Origin of the sequence: [Clostridium] fimetarium (assembly GCF_900111235.1) — a bacterium.
GTDB classification, from domain to species: Bacteria; Bacillota; Clostridia; order Lachnospirales; family Lachnospiraceae; genus Clostridium_N; species Clostridium_N fimetarium.
In genome coordinates, this window is the sequence record NZ_FOJI01000007.1 from 1 (window position 1) to 22,826 (window position 22,826).

The 22,826-nt window shown below is 35.3% G+C and carries 21 protein-coding genes and 2 pseudogenes; 19 read left to right on the forward strand and 4 right to left on the reverse strand.

The window, feature by feature from the left end; genetic code table 11:
• Positions 1–70 precede the first annotated feature (70 nt).
• Together BMY18_RS09820 and BMY18_RS09825 are read right to left on the reverse strand one after the other, a co-directional pair.
• Positions 71–259 (reverse strand): hypothetical protein, encoded by a 189-nt coding sequence (locus BMY18_RS09820; RefSeq protein ID WP_092453505.1) that lies wholly within the window; start codon positions 257–259, stop codon positions 71–73.
• A gap of 396 nt (positions 260–655) precedes the next feature.
• Entirely contained in the window at positions 656–1,126 is a 471-nt protein-coding gene (locus tag BMY18_RS09825; protein ID WP_242941005.1) for a DUF2798 domain-containing protein, read from the reverse strand.
• A 511-nt stretch (positions 1,127–1,637) separates the two neighbouring features.
• Here BMY18_RS09825 and BMY18_RS21515 point away from each other — a divergent pair.
• From BMY18_RS21515 to BMY18_RS09840, 3 genes are all read left to right on the forward strand, one after another.
• A complete protein-coding gene (locus BMY18_RS21515; RefSeq protein ID WP_330385970.1) occupies positions 1,638–2,090 on the forward strand; it encodes a sensor histidine kinase in 453 nt (150 codons plus the stop codon).
• A complete protein-coding gene (locus tag BMY18_RS09835) occupies positions 2,087–2,653 on the forward strand; it encodes a hypothetical protein (RefSeq protein ID WP_092453507.1) in 567 nt (188 codons plus the stop codon). The genes BMY18_RS21515 and BMY18_RS09835 overlap by 4 nt, the downstream gene beginning before the upstream one ends.
• Positions 2,654–3,060: 407 nt before the next feature.
• A complete protein-coding gene (locus BMY18_RS09840; RefSeq protein WP_092453509.1) occupies positions 3,061–5,442 on the forward strand; it encodes an MMPL family transporter in 2,382 nt (793 codons plus the stop codon).
• Between the two features lie 46 nt (positions 5,443–5,488).
• Here BMY18_RS09840 and BMY18_RS09845 read toward each other — a convergent pair whose 3' ends face one another.
• Positions 5,489–6,370: a LysR family transcriptional regulator gene (locus BMY18_RS09845; RefSeq protein ID WP_092453511.1), complete on the reverse strand. Its 882-nt coding sequence runs from the start codon at positions 6,368–6,370 to the stop codon at positions 5,489–5,491.
• Between the two features lie 135 nt (positions 6,371–6,505).
• On the opposite strand from BMY18_RS09845, the gene BMY18_RS09850 reads away from it, so the two are divergent.
• The 6 genes and pseudogenes from BMY18_RS09850 to BMY18_RS09875 form a co-directional block, all read left to right on the forward strand.
• Positions 6,506–6,739 carry a hypothetical protein gene (locus tag BMY18_RS09850; protein WP_092453512.1) on the forward strand — a complete coding sequence of 78 codons (234 nt, stop codon included), beginning with the start codon at positions 6,506–6,508 and terminating at the stop codon, positions 6,737–6,739.
• A gap of 94 nt (positions 6,740–6,833) precedes the next feature.
• Positions 6,834–7,406, forward strand: a complete 573-nt coding sequence (locus BMY18_RS09855; protein WP_092453514.1) for a sugar O-acetyltransferase — start codon at positions 6,834–6,836, stop codon at positions 7,404–7,406.
• A 1-nt stretch (position 7,407) separates the two neighbouring features.
• Positions 7,408–7,569 (forward strand): annotated as a pseudogene (locus BMY18_RS09860) (aldo/keto reductase); the annotation flags it as partial.
• A 278-nt stretch (positions 7,570–7,847) separates the two neighbouring features.
• Positions 7,848–8,060 carry a carboxymuconolactone decarboxylase family protein gene (locus BMY18_RS21790; protein WP_242941019.1) on the forward strand — a complete coding sequence of 71 codons (213 nt, stop codon included), beginning with the start codon at positions 7,848–7,850 and terminating at the stop codon, positions 8,058–8,060.
• Between the two features lie 41 nt (positions 8,061–8,101).
• On the forward strand, positions 8,102–9,274 hold the full coding sequence (locus tag BMY18_RS09870; RefSeq protein ID WP_092453518.1) for an iron-containing alcohol dehydrogenase: 1,173 nt from the start codon (positions 8,102–8,104) through the stop codon (positions 9,272–9,274).
• A 346-nt stretch (positions 9,275–9,620) separates the two neighbouring features.
• Positions 9,621–9,788 (forward strand): annotated as a pseudogene (locus tag BMY18_RS09875) (putative PEP-binding protein); the annotation flags it as partial.
• 123 nt (positions 9,789–9,911) lie between these two features.
• Here the strand turns inward: BMY18_RS09875 and BMY18_RS09880 are convergent.
• Positions 9,912–11,918: a beta-galactosidase gene (locus BMY18_RS09880; RefSeq protein ID WP_092453522.1), complete on the reverse strand. Its 2,007-nt coding sequence runs from the start codon at positions 11,916–11,918 to the stop codon at positions 9,912–9,914.
• 264 nt (positions 11,919–12,182) lie between these two features.
• Here BMY18_RS09880 and BMY18_RS09885 point away from each other — a divergent pair, with 264 nt between their 5' ends.
• The 10 genes from BMY18_RS09885 (at position 12,183) to BMY18_RS09930 (ending at position 22,826) form a co-directional block, all read left to right on the forward strand.
• A complete protein-coding gene (locus tag BMY18_RS09885) occupies positions 12,183–13,190 on the forward strand; it encodes a LacI family DNA-binding transcriptional regulator (RefSeq protein WP_092453524.1) in 1,008 nt (335 codons plus the stop codon).
• 364 nt (positions 13,191–13,554) lie between these two features.
• Positions 13,555–14,790 (forward strand): extracellular solute-binding protein, encoded by a 1,236-nt coding sequence (locus tag BMY18_RS09890; RefSeq protein ID WP_092453526.1) that lies wholly within the window; start codon positions 13,555–13,557, stop codon positions 14,788–14,790.
• Between the two features lie 110 nt (positions 14,791–14,900).
• Positions 14,901–16,358 (forward strand): carbohydrate ABC transporter permease, encoded by a 1,458-nt coding sequence (locus BMY18_RS09895; RefSeq protein WP_092453528.1) that lies wholly within the window; start codon positions 14,901–14,903, stop codon positions 16,356–16,358.
• Complete coding sequence (locus tag BMY18_RS09900) at positions 16,355–17,206, forward strand: sugar ABC transporter permease (RefSeq protein ID WP_092453529.1); 852 nt, start codon at positions 16,355–16,357, stop codon at positions 17,204–17,206. Before BMY18_RS09895 ends, BMY18_RS09900 begins: the two co-directional genes overlap by 4 nt.
• Before the next feature lie 29 nt (positions 17,207–17,235).
• Positions 17,236–19,095, forward strand: coding sequence for a hypothetical protein (locus tag BMY18_RS09905; protein WP_092453531.1), 1,860 nt, complete (start codon positions 17,236–17,238; stop codon positions 19,093–19,095).
• A complete protein-coding gene (locus BMY18_RS09910) occupies positions 19,068–19,286 on the forward strand; it encodes a hypothetical protein (protein WP_092453533.1) in 219 nt (72 codons plus the stop codon). Before BMY18_RS09905 ends, BMY18_RS09910 begins: the two co-directional genes overlap by 28 nt.
• A gap of 74 nt (positions 19,287–19,360) precedes the next feature.
• Positions 19,361–20,476: a glycoside hydrolase family 53 protein gene (locus tag BMY18_RS09915; RefSeq protein ID WP_092453535.1), complete on the forward strand. Its 1,116-nt coding sequence runs from the start codon at positions 19,361–19,363 to the stop codon at positions 20,474–20,476.
• A 291-nt stretch (positions 20,477–20,767) separates the two neighbouring features.
• Positions 20,768–21,223: an RNA polymerase sigma factor gene (locus tag BMY18_RS09920; RefSeq protein ID WP_092453537.1), complete on the forward strand. Its 456-nt coding sequence runs from the start codon at positions 20,768–20,770 to the stop codon at positions 21,221–21,223.
• Entirely contained in the window at positions 21,220–21,972 is a 753-nt protein-coding gene (locus BMY18_RS09925; protein ID WP_092453539.1) for a hypothetical protein, read from the forward strand. The genes BMY18_RS09920 and BMY18_RS09925 overlap by 4 nt, the downstream gene beginning before the upstream one ends.
• Entirely contained in the window at positions 21,948–22,826 is an 879-nt protein-coding gene (locus BMY18_RS09930) for an ABC transporter ATP-binding protein (RefSeq protein WP_092453541.1), read from the forward strand. The genes BMY18_RS09925 and BMY18_RS09930 overlap by 25 nt, the downstream gene beginning before the upstream one ends.

Consider the following 22,826-nt stretch of genomic DNA (forward strand, 5'->3'; position numbering starts at 1 on the left):
TGTCTGAAGATGCATCATAAAATACAAAATAAAAATGTAGGTTTTCATACATCATTATTTTGTATAAAACTTACATTTTTATATTGACTTTTGCATGAATACTACTAGCAGTTTGTATAGCAATTTCAGGAAGGGTCTTGCTTAGGTTTGAGTTCAAAACGCTTGATGAGTTTATATACGAAATCCCACTTATACCTACACATATGACTGTTATTAATAATCCCAAAAATATTATTAATTTTGTTTTTATACTTTTCATAAATTTCTCCTTTGCACTATTTTTTTATGTATGTATTAAAATTATATCATTAAGTTTAGATTAAAATAATTGAAAATTATGGAATTAAAAAAGAATATTAAGTAAATTATATAATCTGCTTGTTAGTAAATAAGCTATTGCCTTTATAAGGAAACACAGTATAAGTATATACTATTCATAAAAAATAAGGAGGATTTTTATGAGAGCAGTGAATCTGGTAATTGTAGATATCGAGCGTATTATTAGATTCTTAAATAAGAAATAGGAAAATATGATTTATCAGTATTGGAAAGTTGTCCTAGTGTTTTGCAACCGTCACATAAGACTGTGGATAGAAAAATAGCTGTCTGTTATTGTATAAAGACAGCTATTTACTATAGATTTTATTACAGGAAACTATTTCTGAATTTTTGCTAGTACAAGTCGACTGATAGGACCTGCAACAAGAATATTTAAAAAGAATGCTGCAGCGTAATTTCTTGGCCATCTAATGAAAAATTCATTAAAAACCGTAATCAGGCTATCACCACCGAAAATACCACCGATGATCGTCATAAGTATAGACATCATGGTTACTATAAAAAAACAGTTAAATAAGATGCGTGAGTTTTTACTGTCTTGTTCTCCAACAAAATATTTGAGTAATTGTCTATTAATTGGACCAACGAGTACATTTTCAAGAATGAATGCAATAATAAAGATAAGCGGAAATGCTTTTATGGATATTAAAAATGAAGTCGAATTCAATCCACCCATATGTATGGATATATTTAATAAACCCATAAAGAAAACCATTATGAGGCACATTAGTATTCCAAAAATAATTCCTTCTTTTTTGTTTTTTGGTATTTTATTGTCTCCTTTCATAAGAATTGCGCATAGTGATTTAACTGGAATTACAGTTTAATCTGTACGCAGTTTTAGAGTGTAACACAATTTTTTTTTTTGTGTAAGCGTTTTTTATTAAATAAGAAACTGTTACGGACATACATGATTCGTTTAATGATTTTTGTTTTGTTTACATCGCCTCCGCGGGAGATCCACTTACTGGAGTAGAAGATTCAGGGATACAGATATCGAAAAAAGAAAATAAAGAAGGAAAAGTGGGTAAAGCAAAAAAAAAAACAGATGGAAAATCAAGTAATTGGCTCAAGTGTTTGGTACTTTAGTGATATTTTAAAAATAATCTTCAGTTCATAGAGGAGTTTCGTGGCGGCGCAGTCTATTGCAGTGTAAAAACTCTTGCATTAATAAAACTGAAACAATTCACAAATAAAATATAAACATATATCCTCTAAAATAATGATAATGAATTAACCAAGAAAGGAAATATACGTTTATGAAAATACAAGATCAAGAAAGATAGAAAAATAAAAGAGTGACACATAGCATTAGAAGTCAGATTATAGCAACCGGTTTATGTCCATTAATTATAATGTCGACGTTAGTTTCTATTTTATCTTTAAAGGAAACTAACCCTATGATAATTGCTAATGTCATCGCGATGGTACTTGTTGTGGGTATTATACAATTACTCTATTTTGCAAATAGTATAGTGAAACCTATTCGAAAAACGGAAGCGTACATTATACAGATTGCAGATGGAAATTTGGATATTTCAATTGATGAATTTTATCAAGGTGATACTTCCCATTCAAAAGAAGGAAATGGTCTAGGGCTTGCGTTGACATTAAGAGTACTGCAACTACAGGAAAGTACAATGAGTGTGAAGAGTACACCGGGTATAGGAACTACCTTTACGGTTACAATACCGGTTTCTATTGCAGATAACAATGAAGATGAAAGAAGACATGGGGAGGTCTACTTATGAGTGAAATAATAAAAGGCAGCAATGCATTTGTGGGATATGAGTATAAGGAAGTAATTACAAATAAAGAAAAGGTCTCATTTCAGATAGATGGATATAAGAATTTTGGTTGGGAAGTTGATGATAATATAAAGCATAATATGTCTGTAAATGTACCCAGAAATATACCCAGTTCATATGGTACAGTTGTCCTATGGTTAAAGCGAGACCGTAAGATTATGAATAAAATGGAGCTTACAAGACTGCAGAGGAATTTTGAATTCTGCATAAAAGAAATCATTCAGCTGGAATCGTCAAAAACTTCAACCGCTACCATGTATGCAATTATAGTTGGGATTATTGGAACAGCATTTATGGCGGGATCTGTATTTGCAGTAACGGCGGCACCACCAATGATTGTATTAAGCATCATTTTAGCAATACCTGCTTTTGCAGGTTGGATATCACCATATTATATATATAATATGGTTGTTAGAAAAAGAGCTGAAAAAGTCTCTCCATTAATTGAAGAAAAACGGGATGAAGTTTATGAAATTTGTGAAAAAGGGAGTAAGCTTTTATACTAATCCATTCTTTAAATACTTCTTATAACCATGGATGTATCTAAAACTTAAAAAACCAGACATTAATTTTATTTCAAATTAATGTCTGGTTTTTTGTATATTACTTTAATTAATATTATTCAAACAAAAATCAAATATAAAACAAACAATTAGATAGTATTATAACGTTATCAAATAAAACAAATCAAAGTAAACAGCCAGTTAGCAGCTTTAAATAAGATTGTTTACGTTCATGTTACTTTGAATGAGTAGTATACGATGATCAATAAAGAAGGAGATATCCCATACTAATACAATTTCGTTTCTAAAGTAAATAGAAAATGATTGAAAGAAATGAATTTATATAAATTGCATTAATCAATGCAGCAAAATACAAATGACTATAATAACATTACAAAAGGAGTAGAAATATGAGAACAATTATTAAAGCCCGTTGGGCTATATTTATCGTATGGGTTTTAGGAGCCATATTACTTACCGTATTTAAACCAGATATAAATGCAATTATGAGTGAAAGAGGACAATCCGCTTTAAAGAATGGCAGTCTATCTGTAGTTTCCAGCAATATCTTGGAAAAAATGGAGACTACCAAAGGCACCAGTGATCTTAGCGTCTTTTTTGATGAAAATAAACTTTCAGATAAAGAAAAAAGTGAGATCGGTGATGCTGTAAAATCCATTCGAGATAGTAGTTCCGAGTTAGGCATTGTAGAAATGATTGATCCATTCAGTATGCCAGAAGCATCATCATCTTTATATTCTGAAGATGGAACAACCTTAATGGTCAGTGTTAAGGTGGATAAACAAGATAAAACGGTAGATGAGTTATCCGATTTATTTAATGCAAAACTAACAAACATTAGTGCCCAGCATTACTTAAGCGGAGAAGATTTTATCACGAATGACTATCAAACAAAATCTGAAAATGGAGTTACAAAGAGTGCGATGCTGACTGTTTTATTCATTTTAGTTGTGCTAATCATCGTATTTCGCTCTGTCATTACTCCTATTGTATCTTTACTAGGAGTGGCGTTTGCCTATCTTACAGCGAGTGGTATTGCAGCGCAATTAATTGACAAAGCAAACTTCCCGGTAACAAGCTTAACAACGATGCTTCTTATTTTGATTCTATTTGGTATTGGTACTGATTATAACATTCTTCTGTTTAGCAGATTCAGAGAAGAATTATCACAGGGGAAATCCGTTGATGAGGCTATCGTAAATACCTATAAAACAGCAGGAAAAACAATTATATATAGTATTGCAACCGTTATAATTGCATTTGCAGCGCTTGTTTTTGCACAATGCCCAATTTATAAATCGGGAGCAGCTGTCGTAATTGGTGCAGTTATGCTATTACTTGAGATCCTTACTTTAACGCCGTTTGTCCTGAAAGTATTTGGAAAAAAGCTTTTTTGGCCTTCTAAAAAAGCGATAGAACATAAAGAAAGTAAATTATGGGGAAAGATGTCAGCTATTTCTACTAAACATTGCATAATTGCATTTGTGGCGGTGCTAATTATTGTCCTACCATTTGTATACTACTACAATCCAAGCTTAAGTTTTAATTTGGTTGGTGAACTTGGAGATTCCAGCCCTTCCTCAAAAGGATTTAATATTGTTTCCGATCACTTTGGTGCAGGCCAGACAATGACAACTACAGTTGTAATTGAAAAAGACAGTGCACTAGATAATAATGAATCACTAGCTGTCATTGATAAATTAACACAAAATTTGAAAAATATCGACGGAGTGAAAAAAGTATCTTCAGTGACGCAACCACAAGGCGAACAAATTGATGGCTTCTATTTAGGAAATCAGTTGTCCAGTGTGGCAGATGGAATGTCACAATCGCAAGCTGGATTGACTAAAATCTATCAAGGTTTGGAAGCAGCACAAGCAAGTAACGGGTCAGGACAACTTGATAGTGTGATTGCCGGATTAAAGCAGATTTCAGGTGGTCTGGGACAGACGGATGCTTATCTTGAAAAATTGAGCGACAATAAGTCTTTTTATATGCCGGAACAAGCGATGACGGCTGTAAGCTTTCAACCAGTAATTAAAAATTTCTTATCGGGTGATAAAACAATTACAAAATTAAATATAGTCTTAACTAACGATCCATATTCAGATGCAGCTCAAGATACGGTGAAAGAAATTAGAGATGTTCTTTCCACTTCATTAAAAGGAACTGTGCTTGCCAATACGAACTATGGGGTAGCGGGAACAACCGCAAACACACAGGAAACAAATGCTGTATTATCTAGTGACCTTCAAAGAACAGCGATCATTGTTATTATTGGTGTATTCATTGTGTTATTAATTGTGATACGATCTGTGTGGGCACCAATTGCTATTGTAGGCTCGTTAGTAGGATCATATTTCGCAGCATCTTTTGCAATGAAAATAATATTTATGGATGGTCGAAACTTAGAAGGAATTTCCTCTTTTGTACCATTTTTTGCTTTCATTATTATAGTAGCATTAGGTGTTGATTATAGTTTGTTTCTTATGATGCGCTATAAAGAATATAACGATATGCCTGCAGATAAGGCAATTGTGGCAGCTTGTAAGAATATGGGCGGTGTTATAATGTCAGCAATCATTATTCTAGGAGGCACCTTTGCTACACTAATACCGTCTGGTATGGTGTTGTTAGAAGAACTGGCTACAGCGGTAATTGTAGGGTTATTAATGCTATGCTTTATATTCCTTCCGATATTTTTGCCAGCAGCTATGGCGCTTCCCAAAGCGCTAAGCAGGATAGTTAAGAAAAAGAAGGAAACTGATTGAGAAGTACCAACGTACACAATGGAAAAATTGAATCCCGATTACTTGATTAGTTTGAAATCGATCCTTGTAATCTTGCTAAGAACATCTTAGAAGCTTTTGAAAATACCTGGTATTTTTTCCATACAATATCAAGGCCGACAACCAAAGATGGTTCTAGTGGTTTAAATATCAAATCACTGACTCCGGTTGTGTTGACAAGTTTATCAAGGCAAAGTGCATAGCCAACACCTTCCTGAACCATGATAGAAGCGTTGAAAATTAAGTTATATGTAGCAATAATATTCATTTTATCAAAATCAATACCTGCCCAACCGGATAATTCATTTTTAACCAAAGTCTGGTTGGAGCAGAGTAATGGTAACTCTAATAAATCTTCTGGTTTTATGGTGTCTTTTGTAGCGAAAGGAGAATCCTTTCGCATAAGAAGACCCCAAGTATCTGTGGCTGGAAGTTTCTGGAAATCATATTTCTTTAAATCTACTGGTTCGATAAGAATACCAAAATCTAATAATCCACGATCTAATCGCTCCGTTACATCATTGGCATTGCCACTATATAAGTGAAAATGTATCAAAGGATATTCTTCTGTAATTTGTTTTACAACTTTTGCAAGAATTCGAATTGCTTCTGTTTCTCCTCCACCTATATAGATATCCCCGCTAATTATTTCATCGGATTCTTTCAATTCAGTTTCTGTTTTTTCTGTCAAATCAAGGATTTCTTGAGCTCTTTTGCGCAGAAATATGCCATCCTCTGTCAATGTAATTCTCCGATTTCCTCGGATAAATAACTGTGTGCCCAATTCATCTTCTAATTCCTTTAACTGCTTAGAAAGCGTTGGTTGCGTTACATGTAAACTCAGGGCAGCAGCAGTGATATTTTCTTCTCTTGCAACAGCGAGAAAGTATTTTAATACCCGTAATTCCATAATGTACTTCCCTTCAAAATATGATAATTCTAGTATATCATTTACAACTATTACTGTAAACTATGGGAACCTATTCTTTATAACAATTTGTTATTCCATAAGAAAGTATTTATAATGATATTCAGGAGGAATGAGATGGAAGAGAATAAAGTTTTAATTCAAGATCTTATAGATGCAGGGTGTCCCCAAGAAGTTATTGAGGCATTTACAAATTGCACAGGAGATAATGATTATAAAAGAAAGCTACAAATACTTTCAAAACAAAGACGCACACTCGTGAATGATATCCATGAAATCCAGAAGAAAGTAGATTGTTTGGATTATCTCATTTGTTCAATAAAAACAGAACACAATGAAAAAGTAATTTGAGGCTATATTACTTTTATAAATCATTAATTCCGGAGTTAGTATATCAAAGTTATATTAGAATTTGGTTTAGATTATAAAGAAGAGGTATGAATAAATGGATTTACAAGAATATTTGGATTTTTTAGATAGTGGAAAAGAGATAGAGGGAGGTTCACCAATTCACCAATTTATGCAAGGGGTATCTCAAGAAGCACTTAGATTAACGGCGGAAATAAATAACAGTTATCATACACCGGAGCAGATACGAGAAATATTTTCTGAAATAATTGGTAAGCCGGTGGATAATAGTTTTGTAATGTTCCCACCCTTTTATACAGACTGTGGGAAAAATATAACAATTGGTAAAAATGTATTTATGAATTCAGGATGTAAATTTCAGGATCAGGGTGGAATCATAATAGATGACGGAGTATTAATTGGTCACAATGTAGTAATTGCAACATTGAATCACAACTTTGACTCGGATAAACGGGTTAATATGTTACCTGCTCCTGTTAAGATTGGTAAAAATGTCTGGATAGGTGCTAATGTAACCGTAGTTCCTGGTGTATGCATCGGAAATGGAGCTATAGTTGCAGCCGGTTCTGTGGTAACAAAAGATGTTCCCCAAAACGTTGTAGTTGCTGGGGTACCAGCAAAAATTATAAAGAAATTGGAGGAGAAATAAGATGATTTACAAAGAATTCCAAAAATTAGAATTGTCAGCCCTCGGTATGGGTGCTATGCGTTTGCCAGTAATTGATGGGAATGATGGGACAATTGATGAAACAGCAACATCTGAAATGGTAGCTTACGCTATGGAGCACGGAATTGATTATTATGATACTGCCTTGCAGATTAAAATTTCAGAAGCTATGGCGGATTGTACATAAAATGAATGCATAAATGCAAAAAAAAATAATGTAAATAATTGTAGATATTTGCATGGTTGTTCTGCTTCCGATTCTTATTGTGGGATAACGGAAAAATAAAAGAAGTTTATGAAAATAGATTATATGAACAAAGGAGGAGATTATATATATGAGTAAAAAAATATTAATTATTTCAAAGGCATATTCAGAATTACCTGTCAGCTTATTGTTTCGGAGATTTTTATACCCGAAAAACGATTAATCTTAAAACGAGAGAACTTCTAACCTTTTGTTGCATATCAACGCTTGGCGGATGTGAATCCCAGTTAAAGTCTCATATAGTGGGAAATTTAAATGTTGGTAATGACCGTGATACACTTTTATCTGCTATCACATGGTGTATACCATATATTGGTTTTCCAAGAACATTAAATGCTGTTAACTGTATTAATGAAATTGCAAAAAAATAAAATTAGTCAATGCGCTAAAATGCGCAGAAATGGAGAAAAAAATGAATTTAGATTTTACTTATCAAAATCCAACAACAATATATTTTGGAAAAAATGCGTTAAACAACTTAAGCAGCGAACTTGCAAATTATGGTGATACCATAATGCTTGCATATGGAAAAGGAGCGATTAAGAAAAATGGACTTTATGATCAGGTAACTGCCATTTTAAAGGATAATGGTAAAACGATTGTGGAATTATCCGGAATTATGGCTAACCCAACCTATAAAAAAGTTATGGAAGGGGGTAAATTAGTACGTGAGAATCATGTAGATTTAATTTTAGCTGTTGGTGGTGGTTCTGTTATAGACTGTGCAAAGGCAATTTCAGTATCTGCATATTGTGAAGTAGATGCTTTCACACGTTATTGGTTACAGTTTGAGCCAATCGATAATAAGATTGTACCAGTTGCATCTATTCTAACATTGGCAGGAACAGGATCTGAAATGAATGGTGGTTCTGTAATTACGAATGAAGAAATAAAAATTAAGACCGGGCGAGTATTTCCTGCAAATGTAAATCCAAAGTTTTCAATATTGAATCCAGAATATACTTTTACATTGCCAACATATCAGATGATAAGCGGAACTTTTGATATGATGTCACATTTAATGGAAGCGTATTTCTCAGGTGAAGATGATGTGACTTCTGATTATCTGATTGAAGGTCTTTTGAATTCTATTATTCATAGTGCAAAAGTTGCAGTAAAGAATCCTAATGATTATGAAGTAAGAAGTAATTTAATGTGGAGTTCTACTCTTGCAATGAACCCAATTATGGGATTAAGCAAAACACAGGATTGGGAAGTTCATATGATTGAACATCAGTTGGGCGCTTATACAGATTGTGCACATGGCATGGGATTGGCAGCAATATCACTTCCTTATTACAGATATATTTATCAGTTTGGTTTGGATAAGTTCGTTCGATTTGCAAAGAACGTATGGGGTGTAGATGAAACTGGAAAGACAAAGGAAGTTGTTGCTTTAGAAGGCATTGATGTTATGGAAAGATTTATAAAAGAATGTGGAATTGTAACGAACCTTAAAGAACTTGGTGCAACAGAGGAGATGCTCCCATTAATTGCAAATTCAACTGTACTTTTAGGTGGATATAAAGTTTTGACAGCTGAAGAAATTTTGAATATTTTAAAAATAGCATATGAGGCACAATAATATCGTGATAGTAAGATTCTGTAATTACGAATGAAACTATGACAACTAATACGGGAAGAGTTTTTCTTACAAAGGTGAATCCAGAATATACTTTTACATTACCAACATACCAGATTGTAATTTGGAATTCGTAAAGAAAAGGAAGAAGTAACGGCACTGATTGGCAAAACACTATTGATTTTATCTAAAGAGTATGGGGTGAAGTTTCCAGAAACTGCTTTTCAAAATACGATACTTTATATCTATATCAGTATCTCAAGAATGAAAAAGGTTTTTATATTCCACAAGAGACTTTTATAATAGAAGAAAGTGAAAAAAAAGAATACCAATTTGCTGAGAGAGTATAATGACCATTGAAAGTGCGCATAGTGCTGGAATATGGGTAGGTATCTGTGGAGAATTAGGAGCAGATATATCTATGACGGAAGAGTTTATAAAAATGGGCATTGATGAATTATCCGTATCTCCGGCAATGGTGCTGCCAATTAGAAAGAAAATTAGCGAAATAGAATAGAGATAACAGTTGGATTGCTAACGAAGGATGGAACGTATAATTTATTAGTACAGTATTGCCGGATGACTATATACTACCCACAATAGGGGTAGTACATGGATCAAATATCATTGGTACAGCACACTAGAGATATTCCTCGATAATCAAAAGATCCCATGCAGGAAGGGTAAGAATGTCTTCGTTTGCAATGTTTTTGTTATGAAGAAGTTCTAATCCTTTATGACCTGAATAGATGACGGTCTGACATGCATTAGAGTAATTAAAATAATATCGCAGGAGTTGACCATAGTCGTTGACTCCTTTTTTAATGATTACAGGGGCATGAATTCCTTCACATTCTGAGTCGACGCTTATATAGTCGGATAATACAGTATCTAACAAATCATCATCGAACATTGTAGCAAGATACATAGATACCCCTTTCTTATAATGATTCACAGTAATTGCATTGTATCCACTCCATCCGGAATTAATATAACGGCCTAAAGGTGTAGCTGTTATACAGCTTACCAGTTCCATCCATTCTCTGCACTTGGCCGTCATATGATGACTAGCATAGTTATAACAAATTTCTGTATGCGCTGACGGATAGGTAAATTGATCATATTCAATTCCAAGACATTCATTTAAGAGATAAGGCTGCTTTTCATGACGAATTTTTAAATGTTCATCTGAAAATGCGGTTTTAAATGTTACAATCAGGTGCCCTCCATTAGCAACATAGTCATTTAATGAAAGTAGAAGCTGCTCCGTTGCACTATACAGAGCTGGAACAATAATATAAGCGTAGTCATTAATGTGGCAGGAATCTGAGGAGAGCATGTCATATTCCAGATTTAACCGGAATAAAGAATTGGTAAGCCACCGCATAACAATATTATAACTTAAATCGCCACTTGTTTCTAATGGAAATTCCGAAAGCCCGGTAAGGGAATTATTATCCAGAATCACACCAATCTGATTTTTCTTTTGCAGATTTATTAAATGAGACCCAATTCTTTTCCATTCATTTCCGATGACGCATGCTTCATTGTAAGTTGTATTTTCTTTGAAATCATGAGACAAAACGCCTTTCCAGTAGCTTTCAAAGGAATTGTGTATGGAATACCAGTGCCAGTAAAGAACACTGTTTGCACCATTTGCAATATGGCTGTAAGCTTGAAGGCGTAATTGCTTCTCGTATGGAAGCCATCCGGTATTGCCCTGGGCCTGCGTTTCTAATACCAGATAGTTGTCATTCTTTAGGCTTCTTGCAATATTACCACAGCAGGTAATTTCTGCACCAGTCAGCTGGTCCTGGGAAATATGATAAATATCGGCTCCGGCAACACTCATGCAGCGGGCAGCATCATATTGATTGACCTCTGGCTGATAACCAAAAGAGTAATCAATCCATTGAAAATCAAAGTTATGCGTAATAAACTGTTCGTCATGGATATATTCTTTTATTATTTCAGACTGCCAGAATAAAAATTCTGTTACAAGCTGTCGCTGGAATTTTTTGTATTCAGCATTCAGACTTTGGTTTATGCAGCCTCTGATATCGGGAAAATCATCCCATGAATTAATGCGGTTACTCCAGTAATCAAGTCCGAACTCCAAATTAAATGTATTGATATCAGGAAAATTTTGCTTCAAATAAACTACAAATTTCTGTTGCGCAGTAGAACTACAGGTATCATAGCTTTTTGTTTCGTTATCAATCTGAAAGCCGATGATATGAGAAATATCTTTTACATGATCGAGAAGCCTACGGATGACACGTTCACAATGAAAAAGGTAATGAGGATTGGTAATATCCATATTCTGTCTGTGCCCATAAAGAGTTTGTCCATCATGCGTGACAGGCAGAATATCGGGGTGTTTACGGACAAGCCATGTAGGGACTGCATATGTGGGAGTTCCGATAATAACAGACAGATTGTGTCTTTGCGCTGCATCAATCATAAGATCCAGCTGGTTAAAATTAAAGATGTTATCTTGAGGCTCCAAAGTACTCCAGGTAGACTCGGCAATGCGAATGGTGTTCATTCCTGCCTGAGCCATCATATCCATATCTTGATCAATTCTGTGATAGGGCAGATATTCTGAGTAATATGCTGCTCCAAATAATAAATGCTTCATTTTCATAATAATCTCCATAGTGTGTTGAATTTCGTTTAAAAGTATAGAATCAAATATAAATAATTCCAGATGAACAATCGGTTGCTCAAATAGTATAGCATACTGACAAGTAAAAAAGATATGTTAAAAATGTTAGAAAACAACTGGATTTTTTGGCTGTTTTGTTACTTGAAATGTTATTGCTTTATTTCGCGTTATGGTAGATAATAATATTAAATACGCAACAAGAATTCAAAAGATAACGATGGAAACAGATAAAGGAGATAACTTATGAGTGATGAGAAAATAAAAAATATTACAATTGCAGATATAGCAGCAGATTTAGGGGTGTCAAAGACTACGGTGTCTAGAGCAATGTCTGGAAAAGGAAGAATTGGACAGAAAACAAGAAATAACGTGCTTGAATATATCAAGCTTCACGATTATAAGCCTAATATTGTGGCGAAGGGACTGGCACAGTCTAGAACTTATAATATTGGAGTGGTTATGCCAGTGGATTATAATATGATGGATCTTACCTTTTTTCAGGAATGCTTGCTTGGAATTGAGGAGATTGCTGGACTAATGGAATATGATATTTTACTTGCATACAATAAAGATAATGATATTTCATCCTTAGAGAGAATTGTGAATAATGGTAAAGTAGATGGAGTAATTCTTATGCGAACCTTTATAAATGATCCACAGATTGAATTTTTAAAACAAAAGAATATTAAATTTGTGACTGTAGGAAGCTCTAATTATACAGGCGTCATCCAGATTGACCATGACCATAAGAACGCCTGCAAAGAGCTTACCTCTGTGGTTCTGATGAAGTGCAGTGGTACGGTCGCACTTCTTGGAGGAGATATGAATCATGTCGTTAGCCAGAACAGGTTAAAAGGATTTTATGAGGGTTATGAAACAGTTGGGAAATCGGCAGATATGAATCTGGTGGACATTAATATCGAGAATAATATTATGTTGGATAAGAAGGTTGAAGAAGCTTTGGAACAGAACGCAGAATGCATTTTATGCATGGATGATGCGATTTGTGTGAGAGTGCTTAATAAGCTGCATGATTTGCATAAGAAGGTTCCTAAAGATGTAAAAGTGGCATCATTTTATAACGGTATCATGCTTGAAAATTATGTACCCTCAATTACGTCTCTTTCATTTAATACAAAAGAGCTTGGAATTGTAACAGGGAGAACCATTATAGATATGATTGAAGGAAAGAGCGTTGCGCAAAAAACACTATTGCCTTATGAAATTGTGCTCAAAGAGTCAACAAAGTAATTTTGCCGTTATAATTTCAATCGTAAACATCCCAGTGATTACAGCAGAGGGATGTTTACCAAACCTACTCTTTACTATTATGTTAATTGGTTTACCGTTTGCACAATAAAATAATAATGAAAATAGGAAAAGAAAATATTAGTAAATATATACAATACAAATTACAAAAGTAACGAAAAAGTGTACATATTATTATATAATATGTACATTGACATAAAATTATATTCATTATATACTCAATTAAAGAACAACCGATTGTCCAATCATAAACAGGCTATTTCAGATAAGCTTATTTTTCATGTAGTGAGCTTATATAGGTGGATGGATATAGTTGTTGCAGAAAAAATAATGGAGGGTTTTAAGTATGAAGAAAAAATTTTTGGTAGCACTTATGTGTGCAACAATGTCAGCATCATTGCTGACAGGCTGCGGAGCAGGCAGTTCAAAGAGCAAGACTTCAAGTGATCCGGTCAATCTGACAGTTTGGGCAGCTGAGGAGGATCAGATTTTGACAAATGAATTGATTGAGAAGTTCAAGGCTGCGCATTCGGATACCACGTTTAACATTACCGTTGGTGTTGAGTCAGAAGCAAAAGCAAAGGATGATTTACTGGTAGATCCAGAAGCAGGAGCAGACGTATTCGCATTTGCAAGTGACCAGATTACAAGTCTTGTGAAGGCAAACGTTCTTCAGAATGTTCAGGACACGACAACAGTAAAAAATAACAATGTCACAGGTTCTGTTGATGCAGCAACTGTAAATGGAAATTTATATGCTTATCCAATGTCTGCTGATAATGGCTATTTCTTATATTATGACAGCAGCATCATTACAGCAGATGCAGCAAAATCATGGGATACATTACTTGCAGCATGCAATAAGGCGGGCAAGAAAACAGGAATGGTTCTTGCATCTGGCTGGTATAATGCAGGCTTCTTCTTTGGAGCAGACTTTACATCAACAGTGAAGGAAGATGGTGGAACAACCTTGAATTGGAATAAGACTTCTTCAACAGGTATCAAGGGAACAGATGTTGCACAGGGGATTCTTAATATTTCATCAAACAGTGCATTTAAGGCAATTACAGATGGCGAATCATCCAATGCGATTGCAACGGGTGATCTTGGTGCAATCGTTTCTGGTACATGGGATGGAGTTGCAGTACAGAAGGCATTTGGAAAAGGATATGCTGCAACAGCACTTCCTACATATACATGTGCTGGCAAACAGGTTGCTACAGGATCTGCAGCAGGCTATAAGTTGATCGGTGTGAATGCGAATTCAAAGCAGGCAGGTTGGTCAATGGAACTTGCATTGTTCCTCACAAATGAAGAAAGTCAGACATCACGTTTTGAACAGAGACAAATCGGACCTTCTAACATCAATGTTGGCAAGTCCTCTGCAGTTCAGGCAAATGTTGCATTAGCGGCTGTTACAGCACAGAATGCAACCAATGGAGTTGTTCAGCAGGCTGGAGACAATTATTGGGAACCAGCAAAGACGTTTGGCGAAATCCTTGCACAGGGGAATCCAGATAAAACATCCATTCAGACATTGTTAGATAACCTTGTATCAGCTGTAGCACAGGGAACAAAGTGATGTAATATGATAATATGTTGAAATATTATATATATTTTTAGATTTTACCAGCCGTGCACTACATCTGTGGTGCACGGCTGTTATAAAAAGCTGGAAAGGTATGGAGGCTTATGGGAAAAACAAATCAAAATAAAAAGAATAATCCAGTGTCTTCCTTCTTCAAATCAATTGCAAATTTCTTCACTGGATTTGTACATGCGGTTGTTAGAGGAGACGGAGCGGTGAAAGCATCTTTGCTCATTATGGGAACTGGCTATTGGAAGAGAAGACAGTTTGTAAAAGGCTTTCTTGTGACATTTTTAGAAATCGCAGTGGTTTTATACAATTTTATAATAGGGGTTACATATATCTCAAAATTAGGAAAATTAGGTACAGCAAAGCGTGAATTGGTATACAATTCACTTACCATGAAGAATGAAGTGAATCAGTATGACAATTCTCTTTTAATCCTTTTGTTTGGTGTCATTAGTCTTGTAATACTGATTGTTGCAGTCCTTCTGTGGATGCAGAACATTAGAAATGTATATAGACTGCAGCAGTATGTGCAGGATGGAATACATATTAATTCGTTCAGGGAAGACTGTAGAATGATGATTAATCAGAGATTTCATTTTACGCTATTGGCATTGCCAATCCTTGGAATTATTGTTTTTAATGTATTTCCGTTGATTGCTATGATTTGCATTGCATTTACGAATTATGATCAGTTACATATGCCGCCAGCAGAACTGTTTTCATGGATGGGGCTTGCAAATTTTCGAACAATGTTTACGGTAAGCATTACAGATACATTTAGCTATACTTTTGGAAAGATCTTAAGCTGGACTTTGATCTGGGCAGTCTTTGCGACAATCACGACTTATATTGGAGGAATTTTACTTGCCTTATTGATTAATAGCAAGCTGACAAAATTTCCAAAGATGTGGAGAACCTTTTTTGTCATTGCCATTGCAGTTCCACAGTTCGTAACATTATTGCTAATGAGGAACTTTTTTGCCAATGCAGGGATTGCAAACACATTCTGCAGTTCTATAGGATTAACAGAATTGTTTCAGAAATTGGGTTGGATTTCAACAAATTATATCCCATTTCTGACCAATCCAAACTGGGCAAAGGTTATGATTATTATCATCAATATATGGGTTGGTGTTCCTTACCTGATGCTGATTGCAACCGGTGTCCTGATGAATATACCTCAGGATATTCTGGAAAGTGCAAGGATTGACGGTGCAAATAAGTTTCAGACATTTCGGAATATTACCATGCCATATATGCTCTTTGTTACAGGTGCGTATCTGGTAACACAGTTTACAGCAAACATTAACAATTTCAATGTAATATATCTGCTGACGCAAGATGTCTATGTAACGACAGATCAGAAGATGGCTGCTTCTAATGGCAAGGAAATTGATCTATTGGTTACCTGGCTGTATCGTCTGACCAGCGAACAGTATAATTATAAAATGGCGGCGGTTATAGGTATATGTGTTTTTATTGTCTGCACAATAGTAACATTATTCGCTTTTAATGTGCTAATCAAGGGAGATAAGGAGGAACGCTTTCAATGAGTAAAAAGAAAAAAGTTGTTCGAAAGATATTACACAATTTGCTACTTGCAATATTAGCAGTAATCTGGCTGATACCAATTGTTTGGCTCCTCGTTACTTCCTTTAGCGGATATGATGGAATGAATACAAGTCGTTTCTTTCCAAAAACATGGACAATCAATAATTATTTCCGAATGCTGTTTCAATCTGACACAGTAGCACAGTTTCCGCGATGGTTTACAAATACATTCATTATTGCAATATTTACCTGTCTGATTTCAACAATATTCATTCTAATGGTTAGTTATGCAACGAGCTGCATGAGATTTAAAGGAAGAAAAGCATTGATGAATGCAGGTGTTATGCTGCAGCTGTTTCCAGGCTTTCTTTCTATGATTGCGATATATTTTATTTTAAAAGCGGTTAATCTGACGAACAGTCATTTTGGGATGATTTTGGTATATTCCGGAGCCTCTGGATTGGGATACTTAATAGCCAAAGGATATTTTGATACAATTCCAGCATCACTAAGGGAGGCTGCCTATCTGGAGGGTGCTTCCGAGCTGACAACCTTTGTAAAGATTGTGCTACCACTTTCCCAACCAATTGTTGTGTACACGGTGATTAGTTCCTTCCTTGTACCATGGGCAGATTTTATATTTGCAAGAATTATTCTAAATTCTGGAATTTCAAGTGACTGGACAGTCGCAATTGGACTTTATAATATGCTACAGAGAAATCTGCTGCCAAATTACTTCTCAAGATTTTGCGCTGGAGGCATTCTGGTTGCAATTCCAATTGGTATTTTGTTTGTTATTATGCAGAAGTTCTATGTGGAAGGCATTACAGGAGGTTCTGTAAAGGGCTGATTATACTAAAAAAGGAGACATAATAAATTATGGATAAATTTGTATTAAATCTAATTCATCGTCCTGAGATGGTGCCGGAATATGCTGAAAAAGTAACAGGACATGGAAAAGTAGAAGACATAGGAAGAAAGCAGCTTCTAACAGAATCTCTTGACATTTTCAAGTTACAGCAGGAGACGGCGCACAAGAATGGTCTGAAAACAACCATTCATATGACTTATGCCAGTCTATTTAATGATGAAGCGGTAGGTCTTGCAAAGGAACATCATGCGGCGTACAAAGATGAGATTGGACTATCTTTGCTGGGTCTTCCTTGTAAGGAATTCCGCGAAAAATATAAAACAAAGGATTTCTGTATCTGGATGTTTTCAATTGAGGATAAAAAGCAAATTGTCAATGATGTGTTTGAAAAGTTTCATGAACGGTTTGGATTCTATCCGGAATCAACAGGTTCATACTATATGGATGCTGAGCTAACCAACTATATCAAAGAGAAATATCCAACAGTCAAATGTGCGATTGCAACCTGTTGGGAAGAAGGACCTAAGGCGTACCATACCTGCAATAATTCCTGGTATACGTTCTTGGATGGTGGTCCATGGGCACCATGGATTCCATCTAAGCTAAATACTCATGCACCTGCAGCAAATGAGGCAGAAGACAGTGGTATTGTTGCAATTCCACATTTATCAAGAGACCTGATTGCATGCTATGATGGAAATGGCTCTAATTTTGGTACACATCCGCAAAATGTATTGCGTGGAATGATATATGATTCCCAAACATGGGATATGCCATATTTTTATAATCTGGTTGACCAATATAGAGACCTTCATAAGTATAACAATGGATATGCGTATAATATGATGTTTGTTGGACCTGGCTGGTTGAATAAGATGGGAAGATGGGAAGCTCCTTACGAGCTTTTAAAGAAATCCTATGAGGATGGCTGTGCATACTATGGAAAGCTGAAAAAAGAAGGAAAGCTTACTGATTTGACAATGGCAGAATTCGCAGACTATTACAGGGAAAAGAAGCATTATGAAGAACCAGAATGTGCATTATGGAGAGATATTTTATATGGCTCAGATAAGCAGGTGTTTTGGTATTGCGACCCATATATGAGAGCTTGTGTGAATATGGACCAGGGTGGAGCAATTGTAGATCTTCGTCCATATGCAGCAAAACTGAAATGGGAGGTTGGAATTGGAACAAAACATGTTCAGGATGCCTCATATCCTTTCCTGATTCAGGAAAAATACCGTGCAGGATATTTTACACATTATGCAGGAGAGGGTACGGTTCGAAGCGCTAAGATCAGTTTCCAGGGAGAAGAAATTGATTTGTGCCTGTGCCGGACAAAAGCACATTTTTCAGAGGAAAAGGATGATGATGGGAAGGTAAGTTCGCGTATTCTTACGTTAGATCCTGTAGAAATTGAATTTGAAGGACTGACTGTAGTCTTGCAGACAACACAATATTTTAAAGAGGGAAGCGGTGCGATTCAGATTGAAAGAAAGATTCTTTCCATGAGTAATCCGGATGCCAAAGTAGAAATCGATGAATATATGGTTGCATGCTATGGCACAACAGAATATCCAGAGGATATGACAAACATTACGTTAAAATGTATTGGCAAGTCAGAGGTAAAAACAATTGATTATGCATATCGATGCCGTGAGGCAGCAATAGCAGGCGCATCTGAGGTAAGTGCAGTGATTCCTGCAATTGATACAAAGGTTTCCTTGACGGTAGAAGATTGCAGTGGCGTAGAAGGCTATGTGAAGGAAGGTTATGCATTCTCACCAATGTTTACATTAGGGTACAAGAAGATAATTTCAGATAAGGAGGTATTTACGACATGGCTCAATCTGGAAAAGGCAAATTAAATTACAGATGTCCTTCGTGTTTTATGAGAGATCTGGATATCGACATGTTTTATGATGAGGCCAAAAAAGAATATTATTGCATCCGCTGTCAGTATACTGGAAAAGAAGAAGATGTTTTAAAGAATAATGAGATGATTCGCTTTCGTTATAAAGCAATGAATCAAAGATTTCAGAAGTTCGATTTTGATTAAAGGAATAGTTTTATAAAAATACTCGTTTATGAAATAAGAAATTTAATAAGCGGACAAGGAGATGAGGAATTGTAATGGAAAAGTTCATTAAAGGTATGGATTTATCAACTTTAGCAGAATTAGATCAATGTAGCGCACAGTATTTTGAGAATGGAAAGAAAACAGATATTCTTGAAGTTATGAAACATAAGGATGTAGATACAATCAGAATCAGAATATGGAATGATCCATATTCCAAAACAGGCGAGACGTATGGTGCTGGTGGTAATGATGCAGATACCTCACTAAAGATTGCAAAAGCGGTTACAGATGCAGGATTTGGTGTTTTGATGGATTTTCATTACAGTGATTTCTGGGCAGATCCGGGAAAGCAGCTCAAACCAAAGGCATGGGAAGGGTACTCGGTAGAACAGCTGGAAGTAGCGGTAGATGAATTTACCTACCAAACCATAAATTATTTTCTGGATGAAGGTGTTTGTGTGACAATGGTACAGATTGGCAATGAACTGTCAAATGGATTGCTCTGGCCGGAGGGAAAAGTGCCGCAATATGACAATATTGCACGGCTTGTGAATGCAGGAATCAGAGCAGCAAAAAGAGCTTCTGAAAAAGTCGGTCATAAGATTCCTGTGATGATTCACCTTGATAATGGCGGAAATAATGCATTGTATCGGGAGTGGTTTGATCATTTTATGGAACGTGGAGAGGCATTTGATATTATCGGCTTGTCATATTATCCATTCTGGCATGGAACCTTACAGATGCTAGAAGATAACATGAACGATCTTGCAGAACGTTATGGGAAGGATCTAATTGTAGCGGAGGTATCTATGGGATTTACCATGGAGGATTACAAAACCTTTGAACAGCTTGAAGATTCACAACGAAAAGGATATGCAACAAAACCGGAGTTGGTTGAGAAGATCGAATATCCCATGACCATTCAGGGACAGTGCGATTTTATGAAGGATTTTTTAAACAGAATTGCAAGAATAAAGAATGGAAAAGGAAAAGGCTTCTTCTACTGGGAACCGGCGTGGATTCCGGTAAAGGGATCTGCCTGGGCAACACAGGCATCCTTACAGTACTTAAATGATCCAGGACCATGTGGAAATGAGTGGGCAAATCAGGCATTGTTTGATTATAGCGGAAATGCACTGCCAGCACTGGATGTGATTCGCGATTTTTAAAAGTGGCTGGTTCATGATGATTTAATAATGTGATATGAAATTGTTTAATGTAAACATTCCTAAAAATATCCTCTGGGCTTAGCCTAGGGGACATTTTCATTACTATAAAATTTTTTGGAAGCGTAGTTTGGGAAATATTAATCAGGAATGTTATTATCCTGAGGTAGTGAAATGCAGATGTAGATATTAGAGGTTAAAAGAGATCCGAAGTTATTATTTTGGATTTCTTTTTTTGAATAGCCGCACATTTTACATTTAAGAATAGTTATACATTATGAAGGAGGTTTAGTGATGTCAGCGGATTTAAAGGAACAGTATGATAAAATAAACTGTTATTGCTTTTTTAAAATTCATAATGAGTACATAGCAGAAGATTTGACACAGGAAACTTTTCTTCGTTACTTCAGTCAAAACACCTATTTAGAACATGGGAAACAAATGGCATATTTATATACCATTGCAAGAAATTTGTGTATTAATTATTATAAAAAAGAGAAGTGGGAAGAGTTACTTGAAGATGTTTCAGTTGATAATATGGGAAATTTAGAGATGAATATAGTAGTTCGTCAGGCAGTAAATAGATTGCCAGAAGAATTGCAGGAGTTGATCCTGCTACGGTTTGTTAATGAATTGTCTATAAAAGAAATCGCATTTATTATGAATCTTTCAAGATTTTCAGTTAGAAGAAGGATGAATAATGCACTGGAAAAGCTGAACGAATTATTAGGAGAGGAGGATTTCACATGAATTTTAAAGAAAAGAAACAATTAATATCAGAATTAAAAAAGGCATATGTACAGCCGAAAACCAGACAGAAGGAAGCGTTTTTATCAAAACTTTCATATCCCAAATCTACATTTTCACAATTTGCTTTTGATCAATTAGCTTTTATTAGACGTAGGACGTGGCTTATATCAATTGCTCTATTTGTTACGATGGAGTTATTAATGAAGTACAATGATTTTACTGAAATGCAGTTTGCAGGAATCATTACTGTATCAGCATTTGTACCAATGCTTACATTGGTCTCTGCAATGGAATTATTACGTTCAAAAAGGTATGGAATGGGTGAGATTGAGATGAGCACCAGGTTCTCATTAGGAACATTAATGTTGGTAAAAATGAGTTGGCTTGGAATATCAAATTTAGTAGTATTAATGACAAGTGCTTTGTTTATGATGGATAAAGTTGAAGGTGGATTTGTAAGAACAGGTATTTATTTATTAGTGCCTTATCTATTTACCTGTAATCTGTCATTATGGTTAATTAAGAAAACTAAGGCAAGGGAGTGCATTTACTATTGCGCAACCGCGTCTGGAACGGTTTCGCTTATATTATTAGTGTTGAGTAAGAATAGAGTTTTGTTATATGAAAGTCGTTTTACATTGGCGTGGGCATTTATCTGTATATTTTTGTTCGTTTTAATGTTAGTGGAATCCATCCGCATAATTAGAAATATGGAGGAAAACAAATGGAACTCGTTATTGATAGAGTAACAAAACAGTTTGGAAATAAAATTGCTGTTGATAATTTGTCAATCACTTTAACGCAGGGTGTTTATGGATTGCTTGGAGCAAATGGTGCAGGAAAAACCACGTTAATGCGTATGATGTGCGGTATTATGACACCTACGAGTGGAATGATTCAATACAATGGTAGCGATGTGAAAAGTGAAGATTATAGGGATGAGTTGGGATACTTACCTCAAGATTTTGGATATTATCCTGATTTTACAGCTATTGAATTTCTATTATATATGTCTTCTCTTAAAGGGATTCCAACGATGAGGGCCAAAGATAAAATAGCAGAATTGTTAGATAATGTTAACCTTAAGGCCGTAGCAAAGAAAAAGATTAAGACTTATTCCGGAGGGATGAAACAAAGATTAGGAATTGCGCAGGCGCTTTTAAATAATCCCAAGATACTGATTCTGGATGAGCCAACAGGTGGGCTTGATCCAAAGGAAAGAGTTAAATTCAGAAATATCATATCTGAACTTGGTAAAGATAGAGTGGTTTTATTATCCACACATATTGTGTCAGATGTAGAACATATTGCAGAAAATATTTTAGTTATGAAAGAGGGCAGACTAATTCATCAAGGTGCTAGAGCGAAAATCCTCAAATCAATTGAGGGTAAGGTATGGGAATGCATAGTTTCTCAGACAGAAGCGGACAAGTTAATGTTACAGTATCCAATTATTAATGTGCGTAATGAGAAAAGTGGTGTTCTTCTTCGTCTTGTAAGTTCTAGTAAACCAGATAAAAATGCACTGCTCATGGATGCTTCTTTAGAAGATTTGTATTTATACTATTTTAGTGATCAGGTAATAGAAAAGGAGGAGAAGTAG

Bases quoted from the DNA above. Each gene is read 5' to 3' on its own strand.
- BMY18_RS09855 (WP_092453514.1), top strand. From the start codon at position 6,834: ATGGATTTACAAGAATATTTGGATTTTTTAGATAGTGGAAAAGAGATA.
- BMY18_RS09905 (WP_092453531.1), top strand. From the start codon at position 17,236: ATGGATAAATTTGTATTAAATCTAATTCATCGTCCTGAGATGGTGCCG.
- BMY18_RS09840 (WP_092453509.1), top strand. From the start codon at position 3,061: ATGAGAACAATTATTAAAGCCCGTTGGGCTATATTTATCGTATGGGTT.
- BMY18_RS09910 (WP_092453533.1), top strand. From the start codon at position 19,068: ATGGCTCAATCTGGAAAAGGCAAATTAAATTACAGATGTCCTTCGTGT.
- BMY18_RS09885 (WP_092453524.1), top strand. From the start codon at position 12,183: ATGAGTGATGAGAAAATAAAAAATATTACAATTGCAGATATAGCAGCA.
- BMY18_RS09820 (WP_092453505.1), bottom strand. From the start codon at position 259: ATGAAAAGTATAAAAACAAAATTAATAATATTTTTGGGATTATTAATA.
- BMY18_RS09925 (WP_092453539.1), top strand. From the start codon at position 21,220: ATGAATTTTAAAGAAAAGAAACAATTAATATCAGAATTAAAAAAGGCA.
- BMY18_RS09845 (WP_092453511.1), bottom strand. From the start codon at position 6,370: ATGGAATTACGGGTATTAAAATACTTTCTCGCTGTTGCAAGAGAAGAA.
- BMY18_RS09850 (WP_092453512.1), top strand. From the start codon at position 6,506: ATGGAAGAGAATAAAGTTTTAATTCAAGATCTTATAGATGCAGGGTGT.
- BMY18_RS09900 (WP_092453529.1), top strand. From the start codon at position 16,355: ATGAGTAAAAAGAAAAAAGTTGTTCGAAAGATATTACACAATTTGCTA.
- BMY18_RS09930 (WP_092453541.1), top strand. From the start codon at position 21,948: ATGGAACTCGTTATTGATAGAGTAACAAAACAGTTTGGAAATAAAATT.
- BMY18_RS09920 (WP_092453537.1), top strand. From the start codon at position 20,768: ATGTCAGCGGATTTAAAGGAACAGTATGATAAAATAAACTGTTATTGC.
- BMY18_RS09915 (WP_092453535.1), top strand. From the start codon at position 19,361: ATGGAAAAGTTCATTAAAGGTATGGATTTATCAACTTTAGCAGAATTA.
- BMY18_RS09890 (WP_092453526.1), top strand. From the start codon at position 13,555: ATGAAGAAAAAATTTTTGGTAGCACTTATGTGTGCAACAATGTCAGCA.
- BMY18_RS09870 (WP_092453518.1), top strand. From the start codon at position 8,102: ATGAATTTAGATTTTACTTATCAAAATCCAACAACAATATATTTTGGA.
- BMY18_RS09880 (WP_092453522.1), bottom strand. From the start codon at position 11,918: ATGAAAATGAAGCATTTATTATTTGGAGCAGCATATTACTCAGAATAT.
- BMY18_RS09825 (WP_242941005.1), bottom strand. From the start codon at position 1,126: ATGAAAGGAGACAATAAAATACCAAAAAACAAAAAAGAAGGAATTATT.
- BMY18_RS09895 (WP_092453528.1), top strand. From the start codon at position 14,901: ATGGGAAAAACAAATCAAAATAAAAAGAATAATCCAGTGTCTTCCTTC.
- BMY18_RS09835 (WP_092453507.1), top strand. From the start codon at position 2,087: ATGAGTGAAATAATAAAAGGCAGCAATGCATTTGTGGGATATGAGTAT.